14 protein-coding genes and 1 tRNA gene are annotated in these 21925 nt (G+C 32.7%); 1 reads left to right on the plus strand and 14 read right to left on the minus strand.

The features are described 5' to 3' along the window. Positions 1–54: 54 nt before the first annotated feature. The 7 genes from FUA22_RS08335 to FUA22_RS08365 all read right to left on the minus strand — a co-directional run bounded on the left by FUA22_RS08335 (position 55) and on the right by FUA22_RS08365 (position 7890). Positions 55–2178 (minus strand): peptidylprolyl isomerase, encoded by a 2124-nt coding sequence (locus tag FUA22_RS08335; RefSeq protein WP_147767513.1) that lies wholly within the window; start codon positions 2176–2178, stop codon positions 55–57. 143 nt (positions 2179–2321) lie between these two features. Then, positions 2322–3611 carry a hemolysin family protein gene (locus FUA22_RS08340; RefSeq protein WP_147767514.1) on the minus strand — a complete coding sequence of 430 codons (1290 nt, stop codon included), beginning with the start codon at positions 3609–3611 and terminating at the stop codon, positions 2322–2324. Next, positions 3612–3806, minus strand: coding sequence for a hypothetical protein (locus tag FUA22_RS08345; protein ID WP_147767515.1), 195 nt, complete (start codon positions 3804–3806; stop codon positions 3612–3614). Between the two features lie 56 nt (positions 3807–3862). Beyond that, on the minus strand, positions 3863–4417 hold the full coding sequence (gene lptC / locus FUA22_RS08350) for an LPS export ABC transporter periplasmic protein LptC (RefSeq protein ID WP_147767516.1): 555 nt from the start codon (positions 4415–4417) through the stop codon (positions 3863–3865). Positions 4418–4453: 36 nt separating this feature from the next. Then, the gene (locus FUA22_RS08355; protein ID WP_147767517.1) at positions 4454–5836 is read right to left on the minus strand and encodes a tetratricopeptide repeat protein; all 1383 of its coding nucleotides are present in this window, start codon (positions 5834–5836) and stop codon (positions 4454–4456) included. Between the two features lie 21 nt (positions 5837–5857). Beyond that, entirely contained in the window at positions 5858–7162 is a 1305-nt protein-coding gene (locus FUA22_RS08360) for a hypothetical protein (protein ID WP_147767518.1), read from the minus strand. Continuing rightward, positions 7159–7890: a type III pantothenate kinase gene (locus FUA22_RS08365; RefSeq protein ID WP_147767519.1), complete on the minus strand. Its 732-nt coding sequence runs from the start codon at positions 7888–7890 to the stop codon at positions 7159–7161. The genes FUA22_RS08360 and FUA22_RS08365 overlap by 4 nt, the downstream gene beginning before the upstream one ends. 174 nt (positions 7891–8064) lie before the next feature. Between FUA22_RS08365 and FUA22_RS08370 the strand changes: the two genes are divergently transcribed. Beyond that, positions 8065–8137, plus strand: a tRNA-Phe gene (locus FUA22_RS08370). Positions 8138–8526: 389 nt separating this feature from the next. Here FUA22_RS08370 and FUA22_RS08375 read toward each other — a convergent pair. The 7 genes from FUA22_RS08375 to FUA22_RS08405 all read right to left on the minus strand — a co-directional run bounded on the left by FUA22_RS08375 (position 8527) and on the right by FUA22_RS08405 (position 21828). Next, positions 8527–11838: a CRTAC1 family protein gene (locus tag FUA22_RS08375; protein WP_147767520.1), complete on the minus strand. Its 3312-nt coding sequence runs from the start codon at positions 11836–11838 to the stop codon at positions 8527–8529. Further along, positions 11825–12676: a BadF/BadG/BcrA/BcrD ATPase family protein gene (locus FUA22_RS08380; RefSeq protein ID WP_147767521.1), complete on the minus strand. Its 852-nt coding sequence runs from the start codon at positions 12674–12676 to the stop codon at positions 11825–11827. Before FUA22_RS08380 ends, FUA22_RS08375 begins: the two co-directional genes overlap by 14 nt. A gap of 2 nt (positions 12677–12678) precedes the next feature. Continuing rightward, a complete protein-coding gene (locus tag FUA22_RS08385; protein WP_241664790.1) occupies positions 12679–14646 on the minus strand; it encodes a beta-N-acetylhexosaminidase in 1968 nt (655 codons plus the stop codon). Between the two features lie 100 nt (positions 14647–14746). After that, entirely contained in the window at positions 14747–15175 is a 429-nt protein-coding gene (locus FUA22_RS08390; RefSeq protein ID WP_147767523.1) for a hypothetical protein, read from the minus strand. Positions 15176–15180: 5 nt separating this feature from the next. Then, entirely contained in the window at positions 15181–17103 is a 1923-nt protein-coding gene (nagB, locus tag FUA22_RS08395) for a glucosamine-6-phosphate deaminase (protein WP_147767524.1), read from the minus strand. Positions 17104–17212: 109 nt separating this feature from the next. Then, positions 17213–18802: a RagB/SusD family nutrient uptake outer membrane protein gene (locus FUA22_RS08400; protein WP_241664791.1), complete on the minus strand. Its 1590-nt coding sequence runs from the start codon at positions 18800–18802 to the stop codon at positions 17213–17215. An 11-nt stretch (positions 18803–18813) separates the two neighbouring features. Further along, entirely contained in the window at positions 18814–21828 is a 3015-nt protein-coding gene (locus tag FUA22_RS08405) for a TonB-dependent receptor domain-containing protein (RefSeq protein WP_147767525.1), read from the minus strand. Positions 21829–21925: the final 97 nt, after the last annotated feature.

Raw genomic sequence — 21925 nt, forward strand, 5'->3', positions numbered from 1 at the left:
ACCCAAAGAAAAAGCCTCGATAAACGAGGCTTCTTAAAACATTATTGTCTATTCTTACTGAACTTGAGACTTAGCTCTGTTGTCTTCAATTTCAGCGGCAGCTTTTAAAGCATTGAATAATTTACTATTAACCGTATTAGATTTTTGCTGTTCAACTCTATTAGCAGCAGCTTGATAGTTATCAAGCTCTACAGCTGATGTTACTTTAGTAACTTGTATCATATATACACCATTCAAGCCATCAACAAGTCCAGAAGTTTCTCCTTCGCTTAAACCAAAAGCTGTACCTACTACCAATGGCTCTCTTCCGGCTCCAGAAATAGTTGGATTCTTCATGTTAATAGCTGAAGCATTTCTTACTGTTGTGTTTTCTGCGGCAGCCAAATCCTCAAGTGTTGTAGCAGAAACTCTTGTTCTTATTAATTCAGCCTTCTTTTCTTTTCTAATTTCTGGCAACACTTTAGCCGTAGCATCTTCAACAGACATTAATCCTGCATCATGTTTAGCAACTAATTGTGCAACTAAATAACCTCCAGGAATATTAAATCTTTTAATATCACCAACTTTCGCTTCTTGTTCAAATGCCCAACGCACTACTTGTCTTTGGTTTCCAACCCCAGGAATACTTTCGTCTAAAGCTTTCATTCCGTTTACAGGTCTAACCGTATAATTACTTTCTTTTGCTAATTCTTCAAAATCTTTATCACCAGCAGAAATTTCAAATTTAGAAGCATCTCTAAATATTTTAGCTGTAGTAGCTTCAGAAGGCTCAATTCTTCTAGCAATTGTACCTACTTTAACAGCTCTCTTTTTATTTTTCTGACCTTCAATTTCAATAATGTGGAATCCGAAAACTGTTTTTACAACTCCTAAATCACCAACTTTACCTTCAAATTCAAAATCATTAAACTCAGGAACCATAGAATTATAAGGGTGCCAATCATAACGCCCTTCGTTTTCTACACTCCCTCTATCTGAAGAAAATTCTTTAACTAATTCTGGAAACTTAGAGCGATTTGCTTTAATAACCGCTAATAAACTATCCGCTTGCTCTTTTGCCTGATCTTCTGTTAAAGTTACATCAGGCGTAGCACTTTGAGAACCTAAGAAAGGAATTAAAATGTGTCTTACTTTAGCTGAGTCTGGAATTTGCTTTTCTGCAATTAATTTCGATATTTTGAAATATCCTGCTTCCTTATAAGGACCATAAGTTTCGCCAACGTTCAAAGTATATAAACTATCAGCCGCTTCTGATGCTAAACCTAACTTAAACACAAAACGGTCATTGAATTTAATATCTGAATTCAAGTTTATATATTCTGCATCATTCTTAACTTTTGAAAATGCAATAATAGTATCTTTTCTCCCAGTTTCATCAACTAATCTTCCGGCTAAATAAGTATTTAACTCATTCTTGATAGCCTCTTCATCTTCAACCGAAGCAACTTCATTAAACTGAACAAATTTAATATCTCTAGACTCTTCAACCTCAAACTCCTTTTTATTATCATTAATATATTTAGAAATGTCAGATTTAGATACTTTCACAATACTATCTGCAATAGAACTGTATGCCACTTGTACAAATTTAATATCAATTTTATTCCCTTCTAATTTGTGATCTAATTCACCTTCAGCCAAAGTACCGGTTAAACCAGCTTTTACAAGGTTAAAATAATTTTGTTGTAAAGCATTTGTAGCAATAGACTGTTCATAATTTACCCAACTTGCATAACCTTCAGCTGAATTATCTTTTAAATTAGCTATATACTCATTTAGTTTATTTTCATCAAACAAACCTGCTTCATTTAAAAACTGAGGATTAGTAGCTAAAGCTGTTCTTAAAAGATCCCTCATTTGATCTTTTTCAACAGTAATTCCTAACTCTTCAAATTGCGTTCCTAAAACAGCTTGTCTTACCTCCTGATCCCAAACTCTATTCATTACTTGGGTGTTGGTAGCGTTTGGACCCATTTGTCTTTGAGTAGCCTCAACTTTCTGCATGAAATCTTCACGAGAAATATCTTTACCATTAATAGACCCAACAACATTCTGAGTTTTATTAGAGAAGCTTGCACTTCCATCAAAAAGACCCGATAAAACAAAGGCAAACAATGCCATTGCTATTACAAGTATTAATACTAAAGTTTTTTGTCTAATCTTATTTAAAATAGCCATTTTATATATCTGATTTTTACTTTTTATTGAAAATCAATCAAAAAAAACACTGTGATTGACGAAAATATCGTGCGCGAAAATACCATTTTCTATTTAATTATAAAAGCAGAATCAGGCATTAATTATAAATAGGTCAGGCTATTTTAGTTTTCTTCTAAAAGCTTTAACTCTACTAAGTCAATTTTAGTATTTGATACCTCCTTAATAGTGAATTGGAAGTTATCAATTTTCACTATATCATCCTGATTAGGAATCTCTTCGGTATGATTAACAATCAACCCACCCAATGTTTCGTAGTTTTCATTTTCAGGAAGATTAATCTTATATGTTTCGTTAATAAAATCAACCTCCAACCTTGCCGAAAAACAATACGTTTCTTCATCTATTTTTTTTTCTATTAGGTCAACTACATCATGTTCATCTTCAATCTCACCAAACAACTCTTCTACAATATCTTCAACAGTCATAATTCCAGAAGTTCCACCATATTCATCTAAAACTACTGCCATACTTCTGTGCTTTTTGGTTAATACATTTAACACATCTTTAATGAGAACTGTTTCTGGAACAAACTCAACCGGGAGCATCATTGACTTAATATCTTTATGTTTTTTGAAAAGCTCAAAGGAATGTACATAACCCAATATATCATCAATGGTTTCTTTATAAACAAGAATTTTGGTTCTACCAGAATCTGTAAAAAGAGCATTTAATGTTTTAATAGATTCATCAATTTCAACTGCAATAATTTCTGTTCGTGGAATCATTACTTCACGCGCTTTTACTTCTGAAAATTCTAGAGCATTTTGAAATATCTGAATTTCAGAATCTACTTCGTCATGTTCTTCAACAGATTCCATTTGCTCACTAATGTAATTTCCAAGCTCTACTTTTGTAAATGCTAATTGGATTTGATCACCGTCGGTTTTAAAAAAAGTTTTCAAAACCATATCTGAAATCCAAATAACAAAACCAGAAATTAAACTGAATAAAACGTAAAAAATATATGCAGGTAAAGCCAAAACCTTTATTAGCGCATTAGCATAAATCTGAAAAAATACTTTTGGTAAAAATTCTGCTGTAATTAAAATAATAAACGTAGAGATAACCGTTTGCGAAAGCAAACTAAGATCAGTGAGCAAATAGTTTATAAAGTCGTTCTCTCTTGGTAATATAGATTGAAACCAACTCACCAATAAATCGCCCATAAAAAACCCATAAATAACCAATGCTATATTATTTCCAATAAGCATGGTGGTTATAAATTTTGAAGGTTTTGCAGTAAGTCTTCTTAATATTTTAGCTAGAATACCTTCCTGCTTTTTTTCTATCTCTATATGGATTTTATTTGAGGACACGTATGCTATCTCCATACCAGAAAAAAATGCGGAAAGCATTAAAGAAACAATAATAATTACAACATAAAGTGTCATTTAGTTTGAATTGTTCCTGTCCTGAAACTTTTTACTGAATTTTCTTCTGAAAAAAAACATGAAAACTGCTAATGCCCCTATACCAAATGATAGATACGCACCATTTGTTCCATCACCCAATTTAGAGATACCATCATATATAAATAGTACTGCAAATATTAAATATGCGTATTGAAAAAAACTTAAATATTTCATTTTATTAATTTATGGTAAAGATAATTAAATTAGGAATGATAATTTTTTAAACCGCACTATTCTTCTACGGTAAAAATACCCGTTACCTCAAGAACTTCGGCATTGGTGAAATTACGATTTGAATCAAAACCGTTACCATGAATAATATCTTGACCAGATTTAAATGTAACAGGAAGATTTGTGAATATCCACTCTTTTCTACGATCAAAATACAACTGGTCGGACGTTAAAACATTACCATCATGTGTTGTAACAACCACATTCCCTTGTAAATCTATAATGTTAGTTTTGCTATAAGAAATAGCATAATCTGCCACAACTGTGCTTTTTTTATTGTCTTCATTGTAAAAATAGAGTGTGATACCTTTTGTGAATTCATCATAAGGAAAATCTCTATTAGAGAAATCAAGCCTTATAGGACTTAAAAGATTAATAGTAACTCTTCCAGAATCTGTATATTTTAAATTGAAATTTTCTGCTTCACCAATAGGCTCATTCTCAGAAACTCCAATTTTTTGCACTTCTTTATAATTATCATTGCATGAAAAAAACATAGTCACAGTAATTACTGTGACTATGTTTAATATATAATATTTAATTATTTGTTTCATTAAATGTTTTGAGTACTAACTCAAACTAATAAACAATTAGTTTATTGCAGGTACTGTTACCTGCCCACCTATCCAGCAACCAATTTTAATAACTTGACCTGAGTTACCAGCACTAAATATTTCTGCCTTTTGAGGAGCTTTCGCCTTATAATTAGCTACAGATTTAGCAGCATTCTTCTTTTGGGTTGGATCTACTCTTGCTGCCTTTTGAGCTTCTTGTGCTGCTAACCAATATACAGCCCTTTTATTAAATGTTGTATCTCCGCAATTATTTGCACTTGATGCATACATAGTAGCTATTGATAAATGTGGACGGCCATTTGACGGGTTTAATTTTAAAGCATTTCTGAAGTAGGTTCTTGCCTGACCATATCTTCCTTTCTTTTTAAGAATTAAACCAATTCTGTTGGCCAATTTTGCTTTCTTAAAAGTATCATCTTCTAAATCAAAAGATTCCTTGAAGTAATTAATTGCTTCGTTCTCTTTATGGTTTTTAAATAAAACCGTTCCAACAAAGTATTTAGTATCTGCAGATGGTGCTGTTTCATCATAAGCTTTTACTAATTGCTCATATAAGGCTGTATCAGTACATTCTTTATAATACATTCTGCTTACCGCGCGTTTTAACCAAATAGCATTTGTTTTATTGGCATCAAAATCTTTAGAATACAAAGGCACTAAGTTTTCACAGTTAGCTCTTGTTCCTAATTTTTCATCAACACCAGATGAAATTTGATCATATGCCTTTAAATAACTTTCATAAAACCTCTTATAACTACCTTCTTTTTTAGTTAAAGCAGTTCCCGCATCCTCTTTGGCAACAAGCGTATTAAGTTTACTAGAATAGTTTTTAACCTCATCTTCAACTTTTTCAACAATATCATCATATTTATTGAATAAATCTTTTGCAGGTTTTTTACCAGCATCATATAACTCTACCATAAGTGAGAAGTAGGTATACAAACTTTTTGGGTTTGTGAATGTTTTTTCATCAGCTTTATAAGCAGTATCAAAACAATCATATAACTCTTCAACCGTTTTGTTAAGTTCTTTTCTGTTATCGTACATTAATTGACATACAATTGCCCCGTACTTCCCTTTAGGTGTCTTACTTGCAAAATACTCACCTCTTTGCTCATAAAGTTTAATTAAATCATTAATAAAACCTAACTTTTCTGCACCTGTAGAGTTCTTAATTTTATGCCCCAAAATCTTTTCACCATCTACATAAATAGCGTTGTTAAATTTTGGACATTTGTTTCTTACAGCCATCCAAGGTTCAAAAGCCGCATCGTAATTCTTAGCTTTAACATATTCATGAAAAATAGAAAGTTTTGTCATACACTCTTCATCTTGTTGTGCAAAACCAAAACTTAAACCTATTAATAATGTTAGTAAAAAAGTAATTCTCGTCTTCATGATAATAATATTTCTCTTTTGTTAGTTGTACTTTCTTTTCTCAAACCATCTATCGCCCAAAGATAAACTTAATTGTAGATTTATAAAATTCTCTTGAATTAAATTACTACTTGTTGTTCCTCTTTTACCTATCTCTAAACCTAGGTTGGCACTAGATATTCCTCCTCTTAGTGGTAAACCTACACCAAAAGATATGCCAAACTCTTTAATTGTTTCAGTATTTACATTAAGTCCTGTTTTCTCAAATCTAACACCTGTTCTGTAGACTACCCTTTTAAAGTAGTTATTCAAAGACCTATAATCTGGTATATAAAAACCTCCTAAGGAAATAGTTGATGCATCTTCATAAGTTGTTATCGAGCTGCTATAAAGATCATTTGTGAAATCACTTGTTTTCTGAACTGTGTATTCCCCACCTAAAAACCATTTTCTTGGACTACCAATTCCTAATCCAAAAGACATTTTAGAAGGTAACACCAAATCCGTTTTTAATAAACCTAAAGACTCTAAATCCACATCAATTGAATTACCAACAAACTCTTGCCCTGTATTAGAATTAACGGTAATAGTGGCAATTGATCTTTCGTTTTTAGAAACTAAATCACTTTCTGGTGTAAAAGTAAATGTTGTTGCTAGTTCTAATTTTTTCGTCAACAAGGTTGTATAAGACAATCCAAAATTAAAATTCAAACCACTTAAATCTGATCTATTACTTTCCCTTGATTGGTTTTGAATAGGAACACCATTATCATAAATATACTCTATAGTACTATTCTGAATATTTCCAAAATTATATTGAGCGTCTATCCCAATACTCAACCCTTTTACTACATGATATCCTAATCCTAAAAAGACCTTATTAAGCCCGCCTTCTCCTTTAAACCTATTTTCAATATCATCATCATCATTTAATGATTCTAATTTATAACCAACTGAAGTATATGGCATTAATCCAAAACCAAAACCAAACTTTCCCATTGGCATTGATAAGGCAATATAATCAAAGCTAGTTGAACTAGCTTTATCTGAACCTGAATCAGCCTTTAAATCAACACTAGAATAGGTGCCACCTATAGCAAACTTCACAGGTCTACTTTCATTATTATAATAATTAAGATTGCTCGTTGCATAAGATGCTGGGTTACGTAAATTCACATGAATACTATCAATATAAACACCTATACCACCCATACTTCTATTCTCTACGGTTCCCTTAAACTTAAGACTTCCAATACCGTAAAAAGAATAAGGTGATGAAGTCCCTTCTTGCCCATAACTTTGGAAAGCAATTAAAGCAATAAAAACTATTACAAGTTTTTTAATCATTCGTTCGAATTAAATTGTAAAATAAAGTTCAAGCCTTCTAAAAGAAAATTTGAATTGGCAAATATGCTACTTTTTAATTGTTTAGACAAGAAATTAGCATCGCCACCTGTTAAAATAACTGTTAAATCTAAGTATTTGAGTTTGTACTCTTCAATAACTCCATCAATTTCTTTTAAAATACCATTAACCACTCCAGAATGTATAGACTCTTTAGTAGAGTTTCCTATAATATCTTTAGGTTTTTCCGTATCTAATAACGGTAAATTAGCCGTTAAATTATTCAAAGATTTATAACGGGTACGAAGCCCAGGTGAAATGGCTCCACCTAAATACTCATTTTCACTATTTATAAAATCATATGTAATACAGGTACCTGCATCAATAATTAAAACATGTTCATTAGAAAACCTTCTAAGTGATGCACAAACTAATGCAATTCTATCAGCGCCAAGCGTCTTTGACGTTTTATATTTATTGGTAAAAGGGAGCTTGGTATTAGAATCCAAAACAAAAACGTCTAAAATATCATTAACCCCATAAACATCTTTATTACTCAAACTACCAACTGATGAAATGACAGCTCTTTTTATTGACGGATATTGTCTTTTCAACTTCTCAACTGATTCAATTAAATGCTTATGATCAACTACCTCTTTGCGTTTAATAGTATTTCTACTGAAAACGGCCAGCTTTACAAAAGAATTTCCAACATCAATAATTAAATTCATATTCCTTTAGAAAGGCCTAAAATTACAAAACACTGATAACTATACTCTTAATTATATTATAATATTATAGCAGATATAGCTTAATAGGCCTAAAATTTGTTAATGCAATATTTTTTGTGTTTTTATTTTGGCGAATAACAAAATTGAATTTATATTTGCATCCGCATTTAGCGAGGTACCTTAGCTCAGTTGGTAGAGCAAAGGACTGAAAATCCTTGTGTCCCTGGTTCGATTCCTGGAGGTACCACAAAAAAATCCCGAAACTTAAATGTTTACGGGATTTTTTGTTTATAACATTATATCTTCATCGTAAGGCTATTTTATTCTAAATTTTTATATATAACTTCTACATTATTCATTAGTTTAAATGCTACATTTAAAACCTTTGATTCTATATGAATATTTGCGCATATATTCTTGCCGTCAAAATTTATTCTTGAAATTGACAATCTTTTATGCGAAAAGAACACCTTAAGATTGTCAAATTCCTCTTGTAGGTTTAAATCAAATTCTCCACTCACCCAATTTAAGAATTTTCAATAATTGTCAATACTTGAAAAAGTCTTACGTCTAGTGAATTGATGATATAGTTTATGAAAAGAAATTTTTAAGTTCTCGCCTTTTGCTAAGTGATGATTAGTGCTTACCATGGTTCTTCAATTTTAAAATTTTTAAACTGTTGTTCTTGTTTAGTATTATTAAATGTGACTCTCCTTTAATGATTATTTTATCAATTGCCTTAGCTTCTTTTTCATTAAAATAACTGACGTCATTTAAATAAGAATAGGATTCATTTTTGTCTCCTAATAGAATGTACCCCAATGAAGCATCATAGCGAACCGTTTCAACTTCGGCTTGGTAAATATTTCCAATACCAAAAACGTCTAAATAGCCATCGTTATTAACATCTAAAACCTGGGTTGCAAGTGTGGGTGAAAACTGAGCTTGGTTTGGTAATTCATGAAGAGAAAAACCATTATTACCACTATTTTTTAATAGTATAGAGCTAAAATTGGCAGCTTTAAAATGTATAGCCTCATTCAATTTACTTTCACCATAAATTTCTGGTAATGTGGCATTAGCGAAAGCATTATAAGTTTTAAGCTTATTATTTATAAATGGGGTTTGTTGCGACGAACATTCTTTACCTCTTACTGGTAGTAAATCACCTGTTTTAGAAACCTTACTAAGTACAATATCAAATGAAGTATTATCATCTAAATAGTCTGCATAAATATGCAGTGGTTTGTTTTTACTTGGATGAAATTTGTTGTTATTTCCCCAATTTCCAATGATGTAGTCTTCATTCCCATCGTTATTAAAATCTAAAGGAGTGATGCTTTGATACCAACCATTAGTGTTTTTTAAGGTGTCAATTTCCTTTTTGAGGAATTTGCCATCAGAGTTTTCAAAAATAGTAATTGGCATCCATTCGCCAACAACAATTAAATCATCGTCTCCGTCCTTATCATAATCAGAAAAAATAGCATCATTTACCATTGTTAAATCAGAGATATCATCAATTGTTTGAGATGTTACATCAAGCAATTTTCCATTATGATTTTTCAATAAATGAGACGGATACGCCACCGGATATTTACCGTGAATTACACTACTTCCTAAAAAAACATCTTTGTCACCATCATTGTCGTAATCTGACATGGCAATGCATTGTGTATTACTTAAATTTTCAGGTAATTCATTCGACTTTTGGAATTTGCCTTTCCCATTGTTTATATATAATCTGTCTTGTAGGAATGGACTGTTTTCTTCAAATTCATAACCACCTGAAGCTACGTAAAGATCTAAATCATTGTCATTGTCAATATCAAAAAAGAGGGCGTCGGTATCCTCAAATGCTTTTTCAGAATGAAATAAACTTTTGTTAGTTTCTATAAAGGTTCCATCACTTTTTTGAATATATAAAGAGGCTTTGGCATCTTTAGCATTTCCGACAAAGAAATCTTCTAAACCATCATTGTTTACATCACCCACGGTAAGAGGCTCGCTGTTTTCAGATTGTTTTTGTGGTAATAAGAGTTGAAGGTTATAGTCGTTAAATTGATTTTCTTTTTGAATAAAATCTACACCTATGTCATTTGGGTCTATATCTACAAATAAAGCCTCAGGAATTGAGGAGTGACGTTTGCTATTTTCTGATTCTTTAAAATCAACCAATATTGTTTTATTGATTTTTGGTTCAGATAATACCTGAGTACTCCCATTAGGCCAACTGATGACAATACTATCAATCTTTGATTTATTTCCTAAACCAAAATGAAGTTTGTAGGTAACTGAAGATTGATAACCTCTAGAAACAAATTGCTTTTTAATTTGTTGGTTATTATCAGTATAAATAATGACTTGGCTACCAATGCCTTTTTTGTTTTTTTGTGGACCTTTTAGGGAGACTGTAATGTAATTATTGACAGAGTTGTTTTTGTAAACACTTGCTTTATCCGACTGATTATTTAATACAATATCTAAATCACCATCATTGTCTAAATCTGCGTAAACGGCCCCTGTAGAGTTTAGTTTTTGGTTTAACCCCCAATCACTAGTAAGGTTTCTAAATGTTAGATTTGAATTATTTCTGAAAATATAATTACTAAGCTTATGTGAAGGCATCATATTAATAGCTTCATCTAAAGAAACCTTTTTACGGTTTCGAATATTAGTCCTCATCTGATTTCTAAAATCCTGATTAGATAAGTCATGTTCTATACCATTAGTTACAAACAAATCATTAAATCCGTCGTTATCAAAGTCCGCAATTAAAGGAGCCCAACTCCAATCGGTTTTTGCAATACCGCTTAGTTGTCCTATTTCACTAAAAACCCCATTGCCATTGTTCAGCTGAAGTACGTTAGACATATATTGATAATGATAGCCTGCATTTACTATGGCATTAAAATTCTCTGTGCTCATAGTAGCCATATTTTCTTTACTTCTTATATGATCCTCTGCCATCATGTCAAGGGCAATTAAATCAGGATGTAAATCATTGTTAATGTCAGCATAATCAGACCCCATGCTATTAGCAGATATATGTTTGAATCTGTCTAGTATTTCATCTTTAAAAGTTCCGTTTCCTTGGTTGATGTAAAGAAAATCTGGTTCTAAAAAATCGTTTGCTACATAAATATCTGGTAGGTTGTCATTATTAAAATCTCCTATTGAAGCACTTAAGCCCCAAGCTTTATTTTCTACACCTGCTTCGTGGGTAACGTTTGTGAATTTACCTATATCATTTCTAAATAATTGATCAGAATTATAAGGTTCTTTAGTGGTTTGAAGTTTAGCATCAATGTTTGTGTTATTTCTGAAATCTGCACGATGATTGACCAAATACATATCTAAATCGCCATCTGCATCATAATCAAAAAAATACGCTTGAATAGAAAACCCAAAATGGTTTAAGCCATAAACTTCTGCAGATTCTTTAAACGTATTATTTTGTTGATTAATGAATAATTTATTCTCTCTTGGCTTATGACTTTTTAATGAACCTGATTTGCAAACATAAATATCCAACCAACCATCGTTATTTATGTCTATCATAGTTGTACCTGTAGTCCATCCTCCATTATCTGAAACATTGGCACTTTCAGTAATATCTTCAAACTTAAAATCACCTTTGTTTAAATAAAGCTTATTTGAGTTTTGGTTTGATGTGAAATACAAATCTTCTAAACCGTCGTTGTTAATATCTCCTACTGCTACCCCGCCGCCATTATATATATAAGAATAATTTATGAAATTAAAATAGAGATCTTCTTTTACAGTATTTGTGAAATGAATGTTACTATGAGTATTTTCAACCAAAGTAAATTGGGTAGATTCTCGGTGGGGTACTTCTTTTTTATTATTTGAACAAGCAGAAAGGAGTACTAATTGAAGTATTTGTACTAAGAACAATGTCTTATATGTTCTCTTAAGCAGGTTCATGAACAATATTATCTATTATAGTATCTATAGGTCTTCTAATAAAATATTGAGCCTTTAATCCTTTTTTAGTGAGCGCCTCTTGTATGTGCTCTTTTGCAAAATAAGCAATAGAGCCTACAAAATGAAGTGGAACAGTTTTTAACTCCGTTCCATACTGCATGATGTTGTTTTCAACGAATTTACAAATACCATCAGCTATCATATTTTTTATAAACGGGGTATTTTCATGTTCAAACATAAAGCGAGCAAATTCAGCCAAATACTTATTTGGGGTTGCTGATTTGTACAGTTGTTTAATGACCTCCTTTTCTTTTAGGTTATAATCTTTTTCAAAAGTGTTTTTCAATCCTTTAGGCATTTGATTATAATAATAGGCTTTAAGCAATTCCTTGCCAAAGTAGTTTCCACTACCTTCGTCCATTAAAATATAACCCAATGCGGGCGACTTTAAATGCGTGGTCTTTCCATCGAAATAACAACAATTTGACCCAGTTCCCAAAATACAAACAACAGCCGGAGTTGAAGTTGTGGCATAAACTGCTGCCATAATATCTTCATGAGTTGAAGCTAGAGCATTTTTAAAAAACTTTGTTAGGATTTTATTAATCTTTTGCTGATTTTTTTTGGTACCACAACCTGCACCAAAGAAATGAACAGATGTTACCAAATCTTTATAGCTAAAAAGATCTCCGTTCTTTGTTATGGTGTTTTTTAATTGTTTTTTAGAAAGGATAGCAGGATTTAAACCTTTGGTTCTAATTTTTATAGGGTTTGCCTTATCATCGTTATAAAGAATCCAATCACATTTGGTGGAACCGCTATCTGCAATTAATATCATTTTTATAAAAAATTTGTTTCACAATAATCTGTCAACAATCTTAAAGATTTAGTAATAACTACTTCAACATCTACATGTGGTTTTTCTAAAGTACTAAGAGAGGTTTTAAGTGTGTCTAAATCAGATTCATTAATAGATTTACTTTCAATTGAAGTAGATAATATTTTTGCTACATTCGATAAGTTTACAGATAATTCTTCAAGAGGTATCATTTTTTGGTTTTTCTCAAGCCTTGAGAACAGAGCATGATTGTTAGCCCATTGATTTAAATAACTTAATGTTTTTGCGGAATTTTCAGGTTGATTATTGAAATTTGAAACTAATTCATTAAACATTTCGGCATCTTCGGCATCAACTACGCATGCATCAGCAAACAAAGTGAAAGGAGAAAATGACTTATATTCTATGCCGCCTTTATTACGCTCATAAACTTTTAATGGTTCGCAGATTTTAGATAAAGTGATTAAAGATGAAATGTCTTGATTATTGGTCATACCTCTTAAAATGACATCTCTGGAACTGATATGTGTTATACCTAGCTCTTCCAAGTTAAAAGAAACAGGTTTAAGACGTTTTTTCATTAAAGGAATATCATTAACCTCTTTTGTAGACCAGAATCGTTCAGCAATTGCGGCTGTACGTGGCCAAATTCTAGAATCTATAGTTAGTGGTGTTACCAGTTCACTCCACATAGTGGCCTCCGCACCTAGTATTCTTTTGCGTTCTTCTTTTGTAAGAGCGGCACCACCAATTGGGTCAACACTATAATGGTGCTCTACAGGTAACATGCGATCAATGTAATATCCTGCAGATAAAACAGCTTGATACCCTTTTTGGGAGGCTTCTATAAGTGTACTCTGTTCTAAACCTTCGTGTTCTCCTCTCCAAGAATGTATAACTGCTGTTGTTGGTATGCTAGGAGTTAAAATTTCATCCCATCCCATTAGTTTTTTATTTAGTGGAGCTAAAATCTTTTCAAGTTTAATATTAAAGTAAGTTTGTAAATCATGGTTTGTTTCTAAACCATGCTCTTTTTTAAAAGCTTGAATGTTTTGGTTTTCATTCCAATGTTTGCCCTCGTTTTCATCACCCCCAATATGAAAGTACTCGTCTGGAAATAGAGGTGTTATTTCTTTAAATAGATTTTCAAGAAACTCATATGTCTTTTCATTGGTAGGGTCGAGTGTAGGATCGAATACACCAGCATATCGTTCAATGGCGTAGGTAAATCCTTTTTTGCTTCCTAATTCAGGGTATGCGCTTAATATTGCTGAAGCATGCCCAGGAACATCAATTTCTGGAATGACCCGGATTCCTAATTTGTTAGCATAAGCTACAACTTCTTTTATTTGCTCATGCGTGTAGTATTGGCCATCTGAAGCAAATTCTTGTAGTTTAGGATAAGTTTTAGATTCTACTCGAAAACCTTGATCATCGGTTAAATGCCAATGGAATACGTTCATTTTTACCGATGCCATTCCTTCTAGATTTCGTTTTAAAACCTCAACTGGTTGAAAATGTCTCGCAACATCTATCATCAATCCTCGCCATACAAATCTAGGTGAGTCTTCAATATGAATTCCTGGAAAAAAATTATCAGTAGTATTATTTTGAGTGAGCTGCAGTAAAGTTGCCAACCCACGAATGGCTCCAACATCGGTATTTGAGTTAATCTGAATGGAATTATCTGAAATATCAAGAGTGTAAGACTCATCAGTTTCAATATTTAAACTAGTTACCTTACTAAATGTAATTTGAATATTTCCTTTTGAGTTATTAACTGGAAACCCTTCGTTTAAAAACACACCTGTTCGATTACTTAATCGTCTTAAAAACATAACAGCGGCATTACGAACTCTATGCTTATCATCCTGAGCATTGATTGAGATCGTAACGTCGCTATTAATGAAAAACTTAGCAGGTTTTTCTGAAATTTCTTTTGGCCATGGCATTAAATTATATTGTTTCATGAGCTCGTTTTGACCAATAGAGTTGCTTGAGCAGTTTAAGAGTAAAAGAAACAATAAGATTTTTTTCATGACTAATCTTTAAGATTTATAAAACACATTGTTAATGTATTTTTATATACTTTTCAATTATTTTTCTGTTAATGTTAGCTTTTTCTACTTTTTCAATTCCTGATTGAATTAAAGTATCACCGCTAAATTCAATTTGAAAAGGAAAAACATGGCCTCTCAAATTTTTTACTGAAATATAGCTTAAGGTTTCAGAGTAATTATTTCCATTAAGAGTATAAGTTCCCCCTCCACCATAAAAGCTATTTTCTGAATCAGTTTGTTGATTAAAAAAAGCAAAATGATTTTCGTTTATTATTTTGACAAATTCTGCTTTTGTTAAATCCTTTATTGCTAAAGAGTCATTCTCTAAAGTTTCAGCATAAACCATTTTCCAGGTTCCTACTAATGGGTTTTTAGATTGTCGTTTGCCACAGCTTGCCAGTAAACAAATCAATAACGCGAAAACAAATACTTTAATCATTTTATTTAAAAATGATAACGTTTAAAGGCCTCAATTGCTGCGTAATCAGCTAATCCTAAATCGTTATATTTCTTTGCGGTTAATCTATTTCGGTCTTCGGCTCGCACCCAAAATTCTCTGGAATCACCACCTTGGAACATCACACCATCCTTTTGAGATTGATGATAGAAAATAGCATGTCTCTTTTTAAGCACCTGATCAGGACTCATAGGAACTGCCATTTCAATTTGGTAAGATTCCCATTCATGCCATGCACCACGATATAACCAAACCCAACAATCATTCATGTAATCATTATGCTTTAGTTCTTTTAAGGCTATAAATAATGCATCTAAACACACCTTGTGAGTTCCATGAGGGTCAGCTAAATCTCCTGCTGCATAAATTTGATGTGGTTTTATTTCATCAATCAAAGCTTTCATAATGACTACATCGTCATCACTTATATTATTCTTTTTTATAGTACCTGTTTCATAAAAAGGAAGGTCTAAAAAGTGGACGTTATTATCACTTAAATCTAAATATCTAGTTGCTGCTAAAGACTCACTTCTTCTAATTAAGCCTTTCAACTTTCTTACCTCTTCCGAATCTATGTCATTATCTGTTTTTATTTTTAAGAAATTGATAATGCTTTGTGTTTCATCACAATCTGGACATAATGACTGCGTGATTTCTGCAAACTTTAAAGCTTCTTCATCTGAGACAGCAATATTACCTGAAGTTTGATACGCTATATGAACATCATGTCCTTGCTCCACCAATCTATCAAACGTACCTCCCATGGAGATAACATCGTCATCTGGGTGCGGACTAAAAATGATAATTCGTTTTTTCTCAGGCATAGCTCTTTCAGGACGATTCGAATCATTAGCATTTGGTTTCCCACCTGGCCACCCGGTAATGGTCTGCTGCATTTTGTTGAACATTTTTATGTTCAAATCATAAGCAGTTCCTTCTTCAGTCAATAAACCAGACATTCCATTATTGTTATAATCTGAGTCTGTTAGCTTTAAGATAGACTTACCTAATAGCTCTGAAAGCCACACAACAGCTTTTAATTTTAATGATTCGTCCCAAACACAAGCCGTCACCAGCCAAGGTGTTTTTACCCTAGTAAGTTCTAACGAAGCACCTTCATCTAGAATAAAAGTAGTATTGCCATGGTTTTGTAAATATGTTGCTGGTACTTCAGGAGTAATATTTCCTTCAATAGTTTCCTTAACTATTTCTGCCTTATTGGCACCCCATGCTAAAAGAACGATTCGTTTGGCACTCATAACGGTTCCAATACCCATTGTTATGGCTTTTCTTGGTACGTTATCAATACCTAAAAAGGCAGGTGCTGCATCAACTCTGGTAATGTGATCTAAAGTGATATTTCTAGTTCTTGAATTTAAATGAGACCCGGGTTCATTAAAACCTATATGTCCCGTTCTACCAATACCTAAAAGTTGAAAATCTAAACCTCCAACCGCTTTTATTTTCATCTCATAGTCAATACAGTATTGATATAAATCATCAGCACTCACTTTACCATTAGGAATATTTATGTTTTCTGGTAGAATATCTATATGATTAAAGAGGTGTTCATGCATGAAATAAAAGTAACTTTGAATGTTACTTTTATCCATTGGATAGTATTCATCAAGATTAAAAGTGACTACATTTGAGAAACTCAAGCCTTCTTCTTTATGCATTCTTACCAATTCTTCATAAACTTTTATTGGAGAAGAACCAGTAGCTAAACCCAAAACACATGGTTGATGATTAGCCTCTTTATCTTTTATAAGAGAGGCAATTTCTTGTGCAACAAGAATTGAGGGTTCTTGAGAATCTTTGAAAATTACATTATGTACTTTTTCAAAGCGTGTTTCTTCAAAAGTTCCTGCTTTTGTGTAAGCTATATTGTTGTGATTTGCAATTTTCACAGTGTTATTTTTTCTGGTTAACAATTTTTGGTAAAGCGAACGGAAACTTTAATTTCCGTCCGCCAAACAATCAACTAAACTAATTTATTAAACTACTACTTTACGAAAATTAAAAATTAGGTCCTCCGGTGTCCCACCATAAACGGGTTCCAGCGTTGTCTGCTCCACCAAGTTTGGTTACAGCACCCGCTACTCCTTCAGGGTTTGTTGATAATTCACTGTCAACAAAAGGGATACGTCTTATTTGGATATCAGTATCAACTACACCCCCACTTTGGTTACTTACCACAGGGAAGATTTTAGGATATCCAGTTCTTCTAAATTCACTCCAAGCTTCTTGTCCTTCCGGGAACATGGCTATCCATTTTTGAGTGATTATTTTCTCTAATTTTGTTTCATTGTCATCAGCCCCATTCCAAGCAATTGTTACATTACTTAAAGCCGCTATACTGTTTGCTGCATTTACAGGATCTACATAATCTGCTGGTACAGATGTGTTATCTGCAATGTAAGCTGCAGCACCACCAACCCCATGTTGTTCAAATGAAGTTTCAATACCCATTTCATAGTTAGTCTGTGCATCTCCAGCACCACTCCATCCTCTTATTGCAGCTTCAGCTTTTAAGAAATAAATCTCAGCACTTGTCATTAATTGAACTGTGGAAGTGTGCACTCCATCATTGATAGCAGAAAAGCCAATATAATCTGCTTTTTGCGCTAACTCATCTGCATACCCAGGTAATAAAGGTAAGCCACCTCTAACACCTTTAACTGTGCCAGCTACACTTGTTGGTGCATCAAAATAACTCTCGGCTCTACCATCACTGTATCCTGTTAATATAGATTCCATTGAAGCATTCATTCTAATATCTCCCCAAGAATTATCAATTACTGATAGAGGATGATCTAATGAACTATTTACATTGAAGTTGTCATCGTTAGATGCTAATAACCCTAATGATTGTGATAATGCTTTTTCACCTTCAGTTTTGGCTTTACTAGGATCTGCTTTAGAAATTCTAATAGCTAATCGTAATCTTAGTGAGTTAGCAACTTTTACCCATTGCGTATAATCTCCAGCATAAGATAAATCGAAAGCTGTAAAACGTGGGCTATCAATATCTGCCATTAAGCTAGCAACCGCTGTATCAAGGTCTGCAAAAAATGCGTTGTACGCTTCTTGTTGAGAATCATAAACTCCTGCATTTGATAAATCTCCAAAGTTAGTATATACTATAGGACCAAAAACATCTGATACTCTATGCATTGCTTCAACTTTTAATATTAATGCCACTGCATGAAGTGTAGGGAACTCTCCTTCTGTTAAAGCACTAATTGCATCAACATTATTCATTACGTTAGAATAAGGTACAGACCAAATGAAGTTGTTCCATCCACTTACTAAACTATAAGTTGTGTTGTTTGCTCCAGCTACAAAAGGACGCGGATTAGTTAAATACCCAGAGTACACATCGGCATTTAAGTTTTGTTGTAATTGGTAAGACCATGCTGGAGTATATTGATAAATACTTTCAAAAATTGGTTTGTATTTAGATCCAACATGCTGAAAGTCCACTTCCAACTGTTCTTGTGATATATTTCTATCATTGCCGTTGAATTGTTCTAAATCGCTACAAGACGTGCTAATAAGACCTAAAACAACTAAACATGCTAATATTTTGTTTATATTTTTCATCATTTTAATTTTTTTTAGAATGTTACATTTAGATTTAGTCCTATACTTCTAGATGAAGGTAATCCAAGCACATCTACTCCTTGTAATGCGTTACCGGTACTTAAAGCTAAGTTAGGGTCATGCGGTGCATCTTTATAGAAGAAAAATAAGTTATTACCTACTAATGAAGCCTTTACGTTTTTAAAGAATGAGTCATCTGCTAAGTTAAAATTGTAACCAAGTGCAAATTCTGCTAATCTTACATTTGTAGCACTATAAATATATTCTCCGGTAAATCCATTTCTACCACCAACTTTCCCGTAGTAATCTTGAGCAGACATTGTAGTAGAAGAACCGTCAACTTGTACATTAACAGAACCATTATTTGTTTCTCTAGCAGAGTTATTGCTGAATCCTTCAACAATAGCTTCTGTCATACTCATGGTTTCTCCACCAAACTTTCCGTCAATTAAGAAATCTACTGTAAAGTTTTTAATGCTAAATGAGTTGTTCCAACCTAAGGTGAAATCAGGATTTGCATTTCCTACTTTGGTTAAACCATCTACCGTGTTATCATCATTTGCTATAACAGCATCTCCTTCAATAATTGGTAAGCCTTCTGCATTTCTTCGTACCACTTGAGCATAAATGTCTCCAAAAGAACCACCTTCAACTAAATAAGATCCAAATGTATTTACACCTTTTCCTGAAAGTGTAAAGAATTCAGGTTCAATCAAACCTTCTAATTCTTGACCGTTGTAGATTTTTACAATCTCATTTTTATTAGCTGCAAAGTTTAGATTTGTTGTCCATTTGAAATCTTCCTTTTGAACTGGAATTGCGAAAACAGACGCTTCAATACCTTTGTTTAATATTTCACCTGAATTTAAGTTAGCTTGTGGCGCTCCAATAATTGAGACTGATGTTGAAAATGCGTAGTACTGATCTACAGTTTTGGTATTATAGTAACCAATATCAAATCCTAATCTATTATTGTTGAATCTCCATTCTGTACCAATCTCAAAAGATTTTTGTCTTTCAGGTTTTGGTGTAGAACCAGGGAAAGGTCTAATTGGGTCTGTTGGATTTACGCCACCACCACCAAATATGATGCTGTTATTTGGCGCTATTAAATCTGCAGCAAAACCATTACCTACTTCTGCATAAGAAGCTCTAAGTTTTGCAAAAGAAACGCTTTCTGGTAATTCAAATAATTCGCTTAAAACTCCTGTTACACCAACAGATGGGTAAAAGAAAGAGTTGTTTTCTGCTGGTAATGTTGAGGTCCAATCATTTCTTGCAGTTAAGTCCACAAATATCTTATCATTAAAACCTATTGTTGCACTTGCAAACACTGAGTTAACCCTTGTTTCATATGAATTCTGAGTAAAATTAACAGAAGGGTTTCCGTTAAAGTTTTGATATGCAAATACATTCGCAAATTGTAAACCGCCATTAGTTCCAGAATCGGCATTAAATGTTTCCGTAGTTGTACGTGTTGTACTTGTTCCTAATATGGCATTAACGGTTGTTGTTTCGTTTATATTAGTGTTAATATTTGCAATGAAATCACCGTATAACTGTGTGTAATCATTTTCGAAAACAATATATCTACCATTTGCTGGTGCTAAAGTAGCCTCAGTAGTAGCGTAAATTTTTCTTTCAAAATTGAATAATGATTGGTCATAGGTTCCTCTGGTTTGTAATGATAACCAGTCGTTAACTTTAAAGTTTAAGTTTAATGAAGCAACCAATTTTTTGTTAGTGTCTTCAGAAGCATTTCTATTTAAAATCCAGTAAGGGTTTTGCTCAATGTCTGAAGTACCTCTAAACCAACGTTGAGCCATAATATTTCTATTAGCGTCTAATGATTCAAAGTTTGAATAATCTGAAAGTCTTTCAGATCCGGATTCAAAACCGTATGTTCCTACTAATGGATTGAAATATAATCCAGAAATAGGTCTGTTTTTAATATTTTGAGTTGAAGCCATTACGCTAGCATTAACGTTTAATTTGTCATCAAACAATTGTGCTGTTTCTCTAATATTAAAAGTGTGTTGTTTTAAGTTGTTAGTTGGAAGAACTCCAGAGGCAAATGTGTTACTATATGAAAAGTATGTTTGCGCTTTTTCAGTTCCTCCAGAAATAGATAAAGAGTTAATATTTGTAACTCCAGTATCTAAGAAGTCATCAATATTACTTTGAGCTTCATCATTGAAATCCATAGTATAAGCTGCACTATCAACAGTTAAATTAGAAGAAAAGTCAACTTTAAAACTTCCAGAACGTCCTTTTTTAGTTGTTATTAATATAACACCATTTAAACCAGCACTACCATAAAGAGCAGATGCAGATGCACCCTTAAGTACTGTTAAAGATTCAATATCGTCTGGATTTATTAATGCCATTGCATCACCACCATCACGATTTCCTCCATTTATATCTCCAAAAGTTTCACCTGGCTGACTAGCAGAAGGGTTAGATAATGGTACGCCATCAACGACATACAGTGGTTGGTTGTTTCCAATTGAGGAGTTACCACGTAATGTTACTTTTACAGAACCACCTACACCAGAAGAACTTCTAGTAATAGAAACCCCTGATACTTTACCAGACAAACTATTTATAGGGTTAGTTTGTTTAGCTTTATTTAACTCATCAGCATTAATATCCTGTGCTGCATAGGTTAAAGATTTTCTAGATTTTTTGATACCTAATGCAGTAACAACTACTTCTTTTAGCTGTTGTGCATCTTCTTCAAGTTGCGCATTAATAGTATTAGAATCGGCAACAGTTAATTCAAGGGTAGTCATTCCAACATAAGAAAAGACTAAAACGTCACCTACATTAGCTGTAAGTGAATAGTTCCCATCAAAATCTGTTTGAGCACCATTGGTTGTGCCTTGAACAATAACATTTACCCCAGGAAGAGGAATGCCATCGGTTTTTGAAGTTACGGTTCCTGTAATTTCTTTTCCTTGAGCGAAAGATACTTGCGCTATTAGTAATAAGAAAGAAAACAAGAAAAGTGTACGTAAGTTTTGTTTCATAATTTTGATTATTATTGTTTTAAGTTGAGCCAAACTATCTATTATGAAAATAGTTTTAAAAAAATTTATACGAACGACATCATTTTACACATAGACA

Origin of the sequence: Seonamhaeicola maritimus (assembly GCF_008056315.1) — a bacterium.
Lineage (GTDB): Bacteria > Bacteroidota > Bacteroidia > Flavobacteriales > Flavobacteriaceae > Seonamhaeicola > Seonamhaeicola maritimus.

Coding starts and splice junctions, on each gene's coding strand:
- FUA22_RS08335 (WP_147767513.1), bottom strand. CDS start 2,178: ATGGCTATTTTAAATAAGATTAGACAAAAAACTTTAGTATTAATACTT.
- FUA22_RS08340 (WP_147767514.1), bottom strand. CDS start 3,611: ATGACACTTTATGTTGTAATTATTATTGTTTCTTTAATGCTTTCCGCA.
- FUA22_RS08345 (WP_147767515.1), bottom strand. CDS start 3,806: ATGAAATATTTAAGTTTTTTTCAATACGCATATTTAATATTTGCAGTA.
- lptC (WP_147767516.1), bottom strand. CDS start 4,417: ATGAAACAAATAATTAAATATTATATATTAAACATAGTCACAGTAATT.
- FUA22_RS08355 (WP_147767517.1), bottom strand. CDS start 5,836: ATGAAGACGAGAATTACTTTTTTACTAACATTATTAATAGGTTTAAGT.
- FUA22_RS08360 (WP_147767518.1), bottom strand. CDS start 7,162: ATGATTAAAAAACTTGTAATAGTTTTTATTGCTTTAATTGCTTTCCAA.
- FUA22_RS08365 (WP_147767519.1), bottom strand. CDS start 7,890: ATGAATTTAATTATTGATGTTGGAAATTCTTTTGTAAAGCTGGCCGTT.
- FUA22_RS08375 (WP_147767520.1), bottom strand. CDS start 11,838: ATGAACCTGCTTAAGAGAACATATAAGACATTGTTCTTAGTACAAATA.
- FUA22_RS08380 (WP_147767521.1), bottom strand. CDS start 12,676: ATGATATTAATTGCAGATAGCGGTTCCACCAAATGTGATTGGATTCTT.
- FUA22_RS08385 (WP_241664790.1), bottom strand. CDS start 14,646: ATGAAACAATATAATTTAATGCCATGGCCAAAAGAAATTTCAGAAAAA.
- FUA22_RS08390 (WP_147767523.1), bottom strand. CDS start 15,175: ATGATTAAAGTATTTGTTTTCGCGTTATTGATTTGTTTACTGGCAAGC.
- FUA22_RS08400 (WP_241664791.1), bottom strand. CDS start 18,802: ATGATGAAAAATATAAACAAAATATTAGCATGTTTAGTTGTTTTAGGT.
- FUA22_RS08405 (WP_147767525.1), bottom strand. CDS start 21,828: ATGAAACAAAACTTACGTACACTTTTCTTGTTTTCTTTCTTATTACTA.